The organism is Micrococcaceae bacterium Sec5.1 (assembly GCA_039636795.1).
GTDB lineage: Bacteria > Actinomycetota > Actinomycetes > Actinomycetales > Micrococcaceae > Arthrobacter.
This window is the reverse complement of record CP143430.1, coordinates 4,423,147-4,436,048: the sequence shown is the minus strand read 5'-3', so window position 1 is coordinate 4,436,048 and position 12,902 is coordinate 4,423,147. Positions and strand designations below refer to the sequence as shown.

Annotated in this window: 9 protein-coding genes; 4 read left to right on the top strand and 5 right to left on the bottom strand. The window is 61.6% G+C overall.

Annotated features, from left to right (window positions below):
* Positions 1–97: 97 nt before the first annotated feature.
* On the top strand, positions 98–742 hold the full coding sequence (locus VUN82_20190) for a hypothetical protein (protein ID XAS71382.1): 645 nt from the start codon (positions 98–100) through the stop codon (positions 740–742).
* Complete coding sequence (gene opgC / locus VUN82_20185) at positions 726–2,606, top strand: OpgC domain-containing protein (GenBank protein XAS71381.1); 1,881 nt, start codon at positions 726–728, stop codon at positions 2,604–2,606. Before VUN82_20190 ends, opgC begins: the two co-directional genes overlap by 17 nt.
* Before the next feature lie 10 nt (positions 2,607–2,616).
* Here the strand turns inward: opgC and VUN82_20180 are convergent, their stop codons facing one another.
* Positions 2,617–3,546, bottom strand: coding sequence for a diguanylate cyclase (locus VUN82_20180; protein XAS71380.1), 930 nt, complete (start codon positions 3,544–3,546; stop codon positions 2,617–2,619).
* Complete coding sequence (locus tag VUN82_20175; protein ID XAS71379.1) at positions 3,543–6,998, bottom strand: response regulator; 3,456 nt, start codon at positions 6,996–6,998, stop codon at positions 3,543–3,545. The genes VUN82_20180 and VUN82_20175 overlap by 4 nt, the downstream gene beginning before the upstream one ends.
* Before the next feature lie 231 nt (positions 6,999–7,229).
* Here VUN82_20175 and VUN82_20170 point away from each other — a divergent pair, with 231 nt between their 5' ends.
* The gene (locus VUN82_20170) at positions 7,230–8,438 is read left to right on the top strand and encodes an IS30 family transposase (GenBank protein ID XAS74748.1); all 1,209 of its coding nucleotides are present in this window, start codon (positions 7,230–7,232) and stop codon (positions 8,436–8,438) included.
* Positions 8,439–8,507: 69 nt separating this feature from the next.
* Here the strand turns inward: VUN82_20170 and VUN82_20165 are convergent, their stop codons facing one another.
* Both VUN82_20165 and VUN82_20160 read right to left on the bottom strand, forming a co-directional pair.
* On the bottom strand, positions 8,508–10,172 hold the full coding sequence (locus tag VUN82_20165; GenBank protein ID XAS71378.1) for an alkaline phosphatase D family protein: 1,665 nt from the start codon (positions 10,170–10,172) through the stop codon (positions 8,508–8,510).
* Positions 10,173–10,254: 82 nt separating this feature from the next.
* Complete coding sequence (locus VUN82_20160; protein XAS71377.1) at positions 10,255–10,860, bottom strand: TasA family protein; 606 nt, start codon at positions 10,858–10,860, stop codon at positions 10,255–10,257.
* 422 nt (positions 10,861–11,282) lie between these two features.
* On the opposite strand from VUN82_20160, the gene VUN82_20155 reads away from it, so the two are divergent.
* Complete coding sequence (locus VUN82_20155) at positions 11,283–12,266, top strand: LysM domain-containing protein (GenBank protein XAS71376.1); 984 nt, start codon at positions 11,283–11,285, stop codon at positions 12,264–12,266.
* 26 nt (positions 12,267–12,292) lie between these two features.
* Here the strand turns inward: VUN82_20155 and VUN82_20150 are convergent, their stop codons facing one another.
* The gene (locus VUN82_20150; protein ID XAS71375.1) at positions 12,293–12,889 is read right to left on the bottom strand and encodes a low molecular weight phosphatase family protein; all 597 of its coding nucleotides are present in this window, start codon (positions 12,887–12,889) and stop codon (positions 12,293–12,295) included.
* Positions 12,890–12,902: the final 13 nt, after the last annotated feature.

Genomic DNA, 12,902 nt, shown 5'->3' with positions numbered 1-12,902 from the left:
ATAGACGGCCTCTGACAAGGAACCAGCGATTTCGCTCAGAGCGCCCAGCAGACGGCGCTGGCCTATAGAGTTTTGCTCGGGCAGCCAGCCAGAATCGGTGAACGTTGCAATTCTTGGGGGACTACGGAGCATGCGAACAGCCAGGTCATCACATCCTGTGGCGAGGCCGGCGGTCTGGCTACTTGTCGCACTTTTCCTCTTGCTCGCGCTGCCTACGGGTCCGGCACACGCTGTGGGGACGGCACACGCTGTGGGGACGGCACACGCCGCGGGGAATGCAGCTTATCCAGGGGAAGGCAAACCCCTCCTCGGTGCAGTACTGGAGTGGGGCGAGGATTCCGCGCAGGCTTTCGCCGAACGGCTGGGCGCAGCTCCTGCCCTGCTCGGGCACGAGATCTCCCTGCCAATCCGATCGGGTGAGGAGGAGGACATCAGGCAATTCCTGCTTCAAGCCTCGTCGCTCGGATCGCACGCCATGCTCACGGTGCAGCCTTCCATACCCCTTGATCAGGTGGACCGGGCTCAAGCAGAGGCCTTCGCCGCAAAAGTCCAGAGCCTCGCATCCGATTTCCACGGCCAGCTCCTGATCCGGTTTGCGCCTGACATGAACGCGAGTTGGACAGAATGGGGCCAACAGCCGCTCCAATACAAGGCCGCATTTCGGAATGTCGCCGAGGGCTTCAAAACCGACGACGGCGAGACGGTCATGGTCTGGCAGCCTTACCTTGGGCTACCCCTTTGAACGGCACCGGAACGCACCCAGTCCAGGAACAGAAGGCTTTGCCACGCTGGACACCAACAAAGACGGCGCGTGGAACGGATCGGACGCCGCCTACGCACCCTACTATCCAGGCGATGACGTGGTGGATTGGGTTGGGTTGACTGCCTATCACGATGACACCGGCGGCAAGTCTGCGGTCAACACGCTGCCCGCGGATGGCGAGCTTGCCAGCATGCTGACCCGGTCCGGCAGCGAGGATTTCTATTCTTCCTATGTCCAACAACGAGGCAAGCCAATGGTGCTGCAGACCTCGGCCTTCTACAGTCCGTCTGTAACCGCCATGGCGAACCGAGACCTCAAGCTTTCGTGGTGGACCCAGACGCTCCAAACAAGCACATCAACGCCTTTTGACAGGATCGCGGCCGTAGTTTGGGATGAACGAACGAGTACGCGGGATACCGGTGTGGCAAGCATCGATTGGCGGCTAACAGGTGATGCCTCCCTGGCAGAAGCTGCAGGTGCTGCATTGGCGAAGTCGAGCCTAACGACGGCACCCGTCACTGCCATCATCGGAGGGCAACAAGCTGGCCGGTCAAACGCTTTGTCCGGAGCTGCTGCCTGGACGGTCGCTGCGGCCTTGGCCATCATCCTCATCGCCCTATGGCAGCTTCCTCGCAGGGTGGCTGCGGTTGGCTCATGGGGGTATGGAGAGGCATCGCGCCGTGACTCCCGCATTGACTTCCTTCGCGGCGTGGCAATTGTGTTCGTGGTGGTCAACCACCTGGGCATGATTTCGCTCTTCCAGCTGCTGACCCAGGAAGCCGTAGGGTTTGTCTCCGGGGCGGAGCTGTTTGTCCTCTTCTCCGGATTCGTTGTGGGAATGGTCTACGGACCCAAGGTTAAAGAGGACTTCGGCAAGGTAGTGGACCTGACCGCTCGTCGCGCCGGCAAGCTCTACGTGACAGCCCTTGCCGTCCTCGTGGGCGTCTTCCTGCTTTCCTTGCTGCCATTCTTCCAGACCGATGCCCTGACGACCTACGTAGATCAGGGAACGGGGGGAGCCGGGCACAACGCCGTCGGCCGCACATACGACCTCTACGCCGGAATGGAGTCGCTGCTGCAGTTCCCGGTGCCCGCCAATGTGCTTCCCGCCATCGTGATGCTGCAGTTCGGACCCTGGCAGTTCAACGTGATGGGCCTCTATGTGATCCTGCTGCTGATCAGCCCACTGATCCTCGCTGCCCTCACCAAGGGAAAGGCGTTGTGGGTGTTGGCTGCCACGCTCGTGATTTATGCCGTTGGCACTATCACCCGGTTCCGGCTGCTGCCGTCCCAGTTTGAAGATTCCTTCCCTCTGCTCGTGTGGCAGGTGCTGTTTGTCATTGGCATGGTGGCAGGATTCCATCGCCGGAAAATCTCCGCCTGGCTGCTGGCACATCGCTGGGTGGTTGCGGTGTGCACAGTGATGTCAGTGGCGTTCACCTTCCTGTCCTGGTGCAATCCCTACCTGGCGAATAGTTTTGACCTTCGCTTGGCCATCATTCCGGACACCGCCTATCGGGCCATGTACGATGCCTTTTTTGGCCGCACGTACCTGGATCCGGGACGCCTGTTGAATGTCCTGGTCCTCGTGGTCACCGCGTACGCCTTCCTTACCGCTTACTGGAAACCAGTGGCAAGGGCGTTGGGGTGGTTCTTCATCCCCCTGGGGCAAGCCACACTGTATGTCTTCGTCCTGCACGTCGTTCTGATCGCTGTGGTTGCCAACATTCCTATGCTGCGGCAGGGCGAGATCTACATCAACACAGCAGCGTACGCCGTGGTGTTGGGACTCCTTTGGGTGATGGTGAAGAGGCGTTTCCTCTTCGGAAGCATCCCTACCTGAGGTGCCAGTTTTACTCCAAGCCCTGCGAAAGCGTGCTGGCCAACGTGACGCGGTTCCGGCCCGATGCCTTTGCCGCGTACAGAGCAAGGTCCGCTTCGCGCAGCAGCTGCTCCGTCCCGGCGCGGTGCCCATCAGCGAATGCCGAGACACCGGCGCTGATGGTGAGTATGCCGTCGGGGTCCCCGGAGTGCTCGATCTGCAGCGCATGAACAGCTGCCCGAATCCGCTCCATGACCACTTCGGCGCCAGCCGCCGTCTGCTCCCGAAGGACCAGGAGGAACTCCTCGCCGCCGAACCTGTACACGCCGTCGGACTGACGGACCTCGCCGGCGAGCGTCGAAGCGATGGCCACCAATGCCGCGTCTCCCGCCTGGTGGCCGTAAATATCGTTGTAGCTCTTGAAGTTGTCCACATCCACCATCGCCAGACAATAATCCCGCGAGTAGCGGTCACTTCTGCTGTGCAGTTGTCCGAGGTCTTCGGTCAGCTTGAGCCTGTTGTTCAGCTTGGTCAAGGGGTCTGTCCGGGCCTGTTTTGTCAGCGCCGTTCGATACTTTGCGAGGTCTGCGTGCAGCGAGGTGATGCGTTGCGCGGCAAGCAGGCGAATGTGCAGGTTGAAGGGGTCCAAGGGTTTGGTAACGTAATCGTCCGCGCCGGCCTCCATGCCTGCCAGGACGTCCTTTCGCGAACCATGGGAGGTCACCAGGATCACGTACGTGTAGGTGTCCTGCTCGCGCTCGCGGATCGCCCGGCAAAGATCCAAGCCGTTCAAACCCGGCATCATCAGGTCCGTCACCACGGCCGCCGGAGCATGTGCCTGGTAAAGGTCCCAGGCCGAGTCGCCATCCACTGCCACGATGCAGTCATGACCGGATTGCTCGACGGCGGCCTTGGTGATCATCCGGGAAATCTGGTCGTCATCGGCGATTAATACTTTCATGGGGCTCCCAATAATGTGCGCGCGAGTGCCCCATCCACCCGTGCGAGTTCCGAATTCAGTTGATCAAGTACAGGCGTTCCATCTGCTGCAACATCCGGGCCCGCCTCACGGCCCAGCCGTTCCAAGTCCTTGGCCAAGGTGGCGGCGCCTGTAGCGCCTATATTGGCCGCGGCGCCCGCGAGTTTGTGGGCGGCGGCCTCCACCGCGTTGGCCTGCCCGCTTTCAAGGGCCGAACGCAATTTCTCCTGCGCACGCTGGGCTTCCTCGCGGAAGGCCCTGATGGCTTCGGGCAGCAGGCCCATACCGTCCGCCGGCCCAAGTTCACGCAGAATCTGCAGCCTGTCCTCGTCCAGGACGGTACTGCCAGCGTCGTCAGGTTCGTCGGGCTCGGCAGCGTGGCCGGACTCGGAAGCGTCCAAAACAACAGCGGTCGACGGCGGTGCTTCCGCCAGCTGCGGTTGGGCCTCCAACCGCTCCTGCGGCACCCACCGGGCCAGTATGTCGCGGAGCTTGTCCAGATCCACAGGCTTGCTGATGTAATCGTCCATGCCAGCCGCGAAACAGCGCTCGCGGTCCTCGTTCAGGGCCCCGGCCGTCATGGCAATGATGGGGATCCTCACGGTTTTGGCATCCCGGGAACGAATCGTCTTTGTCGCCTCAAAACCATCCATCACCGGCATGTGGCAGTCCATAAGAACGGCAGCATAGTTTCCGGTGAGTGTCGCAGCAACGGCTTGCGCGCCGTCGTCGACGATGTCTACTTCGTAGCCGAGCCTGTTCGCCATCCCGCGGGCCACCAGCTGATTGACCTCATTGTCTTCAGCCACCAGGAGTTTGCCGAGGCGGAGTTCCGGGTCCCGGGGCGGCAGCTCGGGCTGCGTTCCAAGGGGCGCTGCCTTGCCCATCGTTTTCGTGGCCAGAAGCCGCAGGAGTCGGTTGTAGAACTCGGAGCTCCGTACGGGCTTGGTGAGGTACTCGCGGATCCCCGCGGACGTGAGATCGGCCTTGTCCACTTGCATGGTGGAGGTCAGGAGAATGATTCCCGGGCCGCCCGAGCCGTTGCTTTCTTCCTTGATTTGGCGGGCCAGTTCCAGGCCGTCGACGTCGGGCATGCACATGTCCACCACGGCGATGTCGTAAGGGTGGTGGTCGGAAACAGCCAGTCGGTATTCGTCCATAGCGGTGCGCGCATCTGCGACTGCCACCGGGTGCATTCCCCAGCTTGCAAGCTGTGTCTCCAGTACCAAGCGGTTGGTGGCGTTGTCGTCCACCACCAGGACCTTTTGGCCCGCAAGCGAGGCGGGCAGGAGCCCGGTGTCCGTGGCGGGTGGGCCGACAGGCAGTTCCAGGACAAACCAGAATTTGCTGCCTACTCCCATTTCACTGTCGAGTCCGATTTCGCCGCCCATGACTTCCGTCAGTCGCCGTGAGATGGCCAGGCCGAGGCCCGTGCCGCCGTAACGGCGGGTGGTGGAGGCGTCTGCCTGGGCGAAGGATTCGAACAACCGGTGGTGGTCTTCGGTGCTGATGCCGATTCCCGTGTCGCGGACTTCGAACCCAAGGGAGGCTTTGTTTGAGTCCTGGCTGACCACTGAAACCTGGATTTCCACCTCGCCTGAAGGGGTGAATTTGACCGCGTTGGATGACAGATTCAGCAGGATCTGGCGGATCCGCCCGGAGTCGCCCATGAGCCGTTCCGGCACGTTGGGGTGGCAGTAGGAGATCAGCTCAAGATCCTTGCTTTGGGCTTGCTCGGCAACCAGTCCGGCAACCTCTTCCACCAACGCCCGCGGATCGAAGGCCGTGATGTCCAGGTCCACCTTCCCGGCTTCCAGCTTGGAGAAGTCCAGGATGTCGTTGATCAGCGTCAGCAGAACCTCGCCGGCGCCCTTTACTCCTTGGGCGTACTGCCGTTGGACCTCATTCAGGCGCGTGTCCAACATGAGCGACGTCAGGCCGATTACGGCGTTCAGGGGAGTCCTGATCTCGTGGCTCATGGTGGCCAGGAACTCGGACTTGAGCCTGCTCGATTCCAAGGCCGCTTCCCGGGCAGCCAGGAGCTCGGCTTCAGCAGCTTTGCGGTCCGTGATGTCCCGGGAAATTGTGGCCACACCCCTGAAGCCTGATTCGCCGCGGACAGGGGAAAGAGTTACGGAAACTGGGATGATGACGCCATCTCCGCGTTGGCGAAGGGTCTCAAAGTTTTGAACGGCACCGCTTTCGGCAGTTGTCCGAAGGGCCTCGTGTTCTGCTTCCCGCAATTCCCCGGGGATAAAGAAGTCGCTGTTCTTGCCTATGGCCTGCTCTGCCGTGTAGCCGAAAATCCGCTCAGCCCCCGGGTTCCAACTGAGGATCTCGCCCTCAGGCGTCTTGCCAATGATGGCGTCACCGGAGGAGTTCACGATCGCTCCCAAGCCCTCAAGCTCGGCTGTACGGGCAGCCACCTTTGACTCCAGGTCCCGCGTAAGGGACACATTCTCGACGACGATCAGCACCTGCCGCACGATGACGAACACCAAGACCAGGAGGCCCGTGATCAGCAGGATCGGGTCTCCCAAGTTGATGGCCCGGCTGCGGTTGAAAAGGACTGCACCAAAAACGGGAATGTACGGAAGGAGTTCCAATGCCGCAGCATACGTGCGCCCGTCTTTCTTGCTGCTGCTGGCCTCTGGAGCCAGGGGGCTGAACCCGATGAGCAGGAAAGCTGCTACCCAGCCAAGCGCCAAGGGGGATCCGGTCACACCTGTGACGCCTTCAGCGGTAAGCCGGACGTAGGTCAAGTCAGTCAACGCGAGCACCAGGAAGCCCAAGCCCAGGCACAGCCACGGAAGGCGGCGGCCACGTGCGGCACGCATGGTCAGCACGATCACCAGCGAGACCATAACCACGTCAACGAAGGGGTAGGCCAGCGTGGTCAGAAAGGCCAGGATGTCAACGTTGCCTGCCGCGATCAGCGGGCCCAGCACTGCGCCCCACGCGATGAAGAGAACCGCGCTGGCCACCGTTCCGACATCCAGGACAGTGCGCAAAACCGACATGCGGACGCTGTCGCCCTTGGAAAGGAGGACAAGCCCGACGGCGACCGGCAGCGCATAGCCGACGAATCCGATGTCCGAGGCCGAAGGGAAGGGGTAGGCGTGGTCCAGCACTATGCCGTTGAAGGTCCAGAGTGCTTGCCCGCAGGACCAGAGAGCCAAACCGGCAACCACGAACCAACGGGCTTTTGTATTGCCGTGTCCCTGTAGAGCCGCGCGTGTGTGTGTCATCAGCGCAGTCAGGGCGGCGATAAGGATGGCAAAGTCGCCTGCCAGCTGAGCTGTGGGTGTGCCGATACCGCTTCCGAACCCCACGGCCAAAAGGACGGTGCACAATCCGACTGCAACCAGGTAAAGCGGCATGCCCTGGCGCGCCCACGAGCGCACCGGAAGAACCTCGTGCTTCACTCCTGCCACTGAACCCCTGCCTTCGAAAGTGGCCCCACCAAAAGCGAACAACGCATCTTGCCTTTGCGCTGAGGAGAGCATACGCCGAAAGTGTGCTTAAGTGACCGGCAACACACAAAGGTGACGTCCCGTGAGACTCTATCGTCCTGTGAGACCCCATCTGAGTCGCAGCTGAGCGCGTTTTGAGAGCGGCGGAATCATATGGTCAGTGCAACATTCCTGGTTTCGGTGGAGGTTGCGTTGGTTACAAGGTTTTCGTTTGGTCAGGTTGATCGTGATCGTTTCATAGCGTTGGTTTGCTCGGGCACTGCGTTGGCGGTTGCTGCCGGTGATGTGGGTGTGTCGAGGCGCGGTGGCACGAGGTGGTGGCATGAAGCTGGTGCCATGGAGCTGATAAAGGGAAAAGGCGGAGGCGGTATCGCGGGTCCGGGTCGGGCGGATAGCCCGTCCGGCCCGGGTCATCCGTTGAGCCTGGATGAACGGATAGAGATCCAGATCGGTCTGCGGGAACGTAAGAGCGTTGCCGGGATTGCCGCGACGCTGGGGCGTCACCGGAGTGTTGTTTGGCGGGAAATCCGCCGAAACAGCGGCCCGGACGGTCTCTACTATGCCGGGACTGCCAATGCCCGGGCCGCTGCCCGGGCATTGCGTCCCAAGCCGTTCAAGATCATCAGCTCCGGGTTGTCGACGTTCATCGCCGAGAACCTCGAAGAGGGGTGGAGTCCGAAGCTGATCTCCGATGTCCTGGCCAAGGAACACGGCCATGATGTATCCATGCAGATCAGCCACGAGACCATCTACAAGTGCCTTTACGTTCAGACCCGCGGCCAACTGCGCAAGGACCTCTCTCAGTACTTGAGCCTCAAACGCAAGGCCCGCGTGCCTCGTGAGAAGACCCAGGACGGCGAAACCCGGGGCCGGTTCAACGATGCTCTGAAGATCAGCGAACGACCGGCTGAAGTAGCCGACCGCGCCGTGCCAGGGCACTGGGAAGGTGATCTCATCATCGGAGCACGCGGCAAATCCGCCATTGGCACACTGGTCGAGCGCAGTACGCGGTTCACGATCCTCCTCCATTTACCCCTGGACCATGGCGCCGACGCCGTCACCGCGGCAATGATCGCCCAAATGAAGGACCTGCCCGAGCACCTGCGCCGGACCATCACCTGGGACCGCGGTTCGGAAATTGCCGGCTACGAACAAATCCGCATGGAACTGGACGCTCCGGTCTACCTCTGCGACCCCCACTCACCATGGCAGCGCGGAACCAACGAGAACACGAACCGCCTACTTCGCCACTGGTTCGAAAAAGGCACGGACCTGTCCGAATACACCGCCAAGGACCTCAAACGGATCCAGGACTCCTTGAACCGCAGACCACGGCCCACCCTGAACCTGGACACCCCGGCACAACGTCTCAACCAGCTACTCTTCGAACAGGCAGCCTAACCACGGCCGTGTTGCACGCACCCCTTGACATCGCCAGCTCATAACGCGCTCTGCTGCGACTCACATGGGTCAGCGCTGCGGGATGAGGGTCTTCGAGAACAGCACAGCCCCATTGGCGTTGCGGAGGCTTACGGTGAAGGTGCTGTCGGCGGCAAGATCCACGTGCCCGAAATATTGGTTCTCGCCATCGCGCGGAGATTCGCCCGGGAAGCGACCAGCCTTGGCGAACACCACTTCCGGCCCAAACGTTCCATCCATGTCGTTGGGTCCGAACGAGCCAGCATTGATGGGGCCTGCCACGAACTCCCAGAAGGGATCGAAATCGGTGAAAGACGCTCGTTCGGGGGAGTAGTGATGGGCTGCGCAGTAGTGCACGTCCGCCGTCAGCCACACAGTGTTTTTGACGCCGTCCCGCTTGAAAGCGCTCAGCACGCCGGCGATTTCCAGTTCGCGTCCCAGCGGAGCACCGTTATCTCGGTTGGAGAGGCTCTCCTGGTTCACCGGACCATCCGGCACGATGATGCCTAGCGGCAGGTCAGCTGCGATCACCTTCCACGTTGCCTTTGACTGGCGTACTTCCTTGATCAGCCAATCCACCTGCTCCTGGCCCAGGATGTTGGTGGCGTACGGTTCTTTGCCATCGGTGTTGGGGGACTTGTAGGTCCTCATGTCCAGGCAGAAGATGTCCAGCTGCGGGCCGCGCGAAATCTTCCGGTAGATGCGCGCAGGTTGGTACTGGCCGGCGTCGAACGTTCCCGGGCGCCATAACGCCGCGGAATCTGCGATCGGCATGTTCTCCTGCCAGGCCTGCCGGCCGCGGGCGGCCAGGACGTTCACGTTGCGTTCCGTGTAGCGGGCATCGTCCAGGATCTGGCCGGGGTACCAGTTGTTGTGCGTCTCGTGGTCGTCCCACTGGGCGATCACCGGGACCTCGGCGAACATGGCCCGCATGTTGGCATCCAGGGAGTTGTAACGGTGCCGGCCCCGATATTCGGCGAGTGTCTCGGCAACCTTGGAGACTTCCTGAGTGACGATGTTTCGCCACACCTGGCCGTCCTTCTCAGTAACAGTGGCAGCAATGGGGCCGTCAGCGTAGATGGTGTCGCCGGAGTGGATGAAGAAGTCCGGACGGGTTGCGTGCATTGCTTTGTAGCCGCGCATACCGCCGATCTCCTCATTGATGCCCCAGCCCTGCCCGGCAGTATCGCCGGTCCACACGAAGGACTGCGATGACGACGACGGCTTGCGGCCCTCGCGCTCGTCTTCAGGACCGCCGTTCCCGGCACTGTTGTTTACCGATGAGCCGGGCGCTGTGGTGAACGTCCCCGTGACTGCCTCGCCAAGTCCGTTCTCGTCCTCGAAGTTAAGTTCAAGGGCGAAGCGGGTTCCCGCAGGAAGTCCTTTGGCGTGGATCTTGGCGGTGAAGTCGCTGGCTTCAGTAGCGAGCGGTCCCTGGATGGTTCGGCTGAATCCATATCGTCCCCGCAGGATTTCGCCCGCGCTGTCCACTGCTTGCAGGCGGACGTTGAGTCGCCCCGGGCCCGAGGCGCGTGACCAGAGGACTGCCGAATCCGAGGTGACATCGCCGGTGGCGATTCCTGTGGGGAGTGTGAGGCGTTTGCGGACCAGGGGGATGGCGGCGGGTGCAGGTGCAGCGGTACCCGTTACGAGGCCAGCCAAAGCCAGGCCGGTTAAGGATGTTTTGACAAGGGTGCGGCGCGAGAGATCAGTCATGATTCCACTGTTTCGGGGCGTCGTGAACAGCGGGTGAGCCTGAGGTGAAGGATTCTGCTGGATCATCCCGATTGGCAGGGTGCTACTTGATGGTTTCGGTGCGCTGGGTGCCGGTGAAGGCGAAGGCGATGGTGCTGGTGGCGCCCTGGAAGGTGTCATTGGCCGTGGTGGGGAACGCGGTGGTGACCTTGAGGTAGTCGGTTTTGGCCGAGGTGAGGGCGCTCAGGTTGTTCAGGACCTTGTTCGCGGTGATCACCGGGGCGGCGGCCATGACCGTGGTCTTCGTGCCCGTGCAGGTGTAGGGGGCTGCGGCGCCGGTCCAGGCGACCGAGCAGTTCTCGATGGTCAGCTGCAGGCCGTTGGTCACATCCGTGGTGAGCAGTGAGGCGGTGGCCCCGGCGGAGGTCGTGAGGGTGACGTTGTTCAGGTCCGAGTTGCCGGTGTTGGCCAAGGTGACGAGCTTTTCGACTTTGTCTCCGGGCAGCAGGCCCGCGACCGGGACGTTGAGGGTGTTGTTCGCTCCGGTGCCCAGGGCGATGGTGACGGTGCCGGCGGTGACTTGCTGACTGGCCGAGGTGGAGGAAGTGAACGCGCCGTAGGTTCCCATGCCGGCGACCGCGGCTGCGGTGCCGAGCAGTGCGACGGAAGCGAGGACCTTGCCGGAGGTGGTCTTGAGGCTGATGGCCATGGGAATCAGTGTCCTTTCGGGAGGCCACCGCTGCCGGCCGGCCGTTTCCTGTGCCGGCCCTGAGTGGCTGACAAGAAACACTTTGCCGGGCCAGGATCAAGAACCACTCCTGCAATCCATCAACACTTGCTCAGGAAAAGATCAAGGCAAGTGGTGTGTTCCGGAAAAGATGCGTACTACTTAGTGCAATTCCCGGACTCCGGAGAAAAAGACGAGTATCTGTTACTCGTGCGGTGCCAATGGCCAATTCCTAGCATTAAGTTCCCTAGGGTTTCTGAAATTCTGTTCCGCCGGCTCAGCGGTGGTTCGCTCCCTCGCACGTGACGAGTGGTGCTCCCCACAACATTTCTGCGCTATCGCATACGCCCCTCCCATGGGACTTCTGCGTGCTCAGACCGACGCCTTGGATTCTGGGATACCCAATGAACATTTATCATGACGAGCTTCAAACGACTCTGTCAAAGAGCGCGCCCGGCGGTACCCTGCTGCTTGGGTCTCGTAAGAATAAAGTCCTTCTGATCGCAATTGCCATCATTGTTGTCATAGGGCTAATCCCTTTGATTTTTGGGGTTCTTTCACAGGCAAACAACCCCGCCGCTGATATGGGCCAAACGGTGTCCAATGAACAGCTGGCGGCTCCCCAGGCCACTGACTCCAACCCGGCCACAGATTCCAACCCTGCCACGGCCGCCGCGAGTGAAGCAGCAGTGGCGCCCGCAGCCGAAGCCAAGGTTCCCGCCGTCGAACCGGCCGTGCCAGCGGTGGCGCCGCCTGCAGAGCCTGCACCGGCTGCGCCGGCCGAACCAGCGCCGCCAGCTGTGGATACCAACCTTTATACGGTTGCCAGCGGAGACACAGTGGGTTCCATAGCTGCCCGGTTCGGGGTGAACATGAACGAGATGTTGGCTGCCAATGGCCTGAGCGGCTACTCGGTCATCGTGCCCGGCCAAGTTTTGAAACTTACGGGACCAGCTGTTCCGCTCATCAATCCGGCGCCGGCACCAGCACCCGCTGCCGCCCCCGCCCAGGCGGCCCCTGCGCAGGCTGCTCCGGCGCAAGCTGCTGCTCCAGTAGCCGCAGGTTGGACGATCTACGTGGCTGGATCCGGAGGCCAGAGCCTGGTGGACGCTTGCATTGGGCCCATCCACTTCACTCCCACGGATGGCTACGCATTGTTCATCACCGAGCACGACTTCTGTGGAGGTTGGGCACGCTTCTCCGGCATCGGTGTGGGACAAACGGTTAACATCCCGGGCTACGGCACGTACACAGTGACCGGAAGGGGACAAGTGCCCAACCCAGGAACCACCAACAACGTAGCGGCTGTCTTCGGTGGCTTCCCGGCAGTTGTCCTGCAGACGTGCATCCCCGGCACGAGCCAGATGTTAGTGATTGGGCTTAACTAGTCCGACCTAACTAGAAAGACAGCTAACTAGGCCGGGGCTGTCAGACGCGCAAACCGGAGTATGCCCAGGATAGCCGGGGCCAGCTCATCCTCCATCTGGTTGTAGACCTCTTCCGCACGTCGGTAGGGGTCTACGACGTCGTTATCGGCGGGATCGGCTGGCAGCGCCAAATGGCGTACGGAAGCGGCCCGGGCCGGAAGAGCCCGCCAGAATTCCACGATGTCGCCCTCCGGAACAAGATCGCCACGGGCCTCCAGGACGGCAAGCATCCTGGCAAATTCACGGATTGTGAACGTTCGCTTTAGCAGAGAAGCATCCAGCTGAAGAACTTCGCCCCGGTGCCTGGACGTCATGGCAAGCACGAGGTCGGTTTCCCGCAGGATCTTCTGGTTGAGCTGCCTGGCAGCGAAGTTGTCGGGGCTGCCACGGAAGGTGCTGATCATCTTGGCCGACAGGGGCTGAATCGGCTCTCCGACCATGGCGCGGGTGCCGGCGCTGCGAACCTCGAATGATCCTGGGCTTGCGTGGTTCAGCCCCGCCTGCAGCAGCCGTTCTGCCACAGGGGAGCGGCAAATGTTCCCTGTGCAGACGGTGAGGATCCTAAAGGGCTGGGGCGATTCCACGTGAGGCTCTTTT

Bases quoted from the DNA above. Each gene is read 5' to 3' on its own strand.
- VUN82_20180 (XAS71380.1), bottom strand. From the start codon at position 3,546: ATGAAAGTATTAATCGCCGATGACGACCAGATTTCCCGGATGATCACC.
- VUN82_20165 (XAS71378.1), bottom strand. From the start codon at position 10,172: ATGACTGATCTCTCGCGCCGCACCCTTGTCAAAACATCCTTAACCGGC.
- VUN82_20160 (XAS71377.1), bottom strand. From the start codon at position 10,860: ATGGCCATCAGCCTCAAGACCACCTCCGGCAAGGTCCTCGCTTCCGTC.
- VUN82_20155 (XAS71376.1), top strand. From the start codon at position 11,283: ATGAACATTTATCATGACGAGCTTCAAACGACTCTGTCAAAGAGCGCG.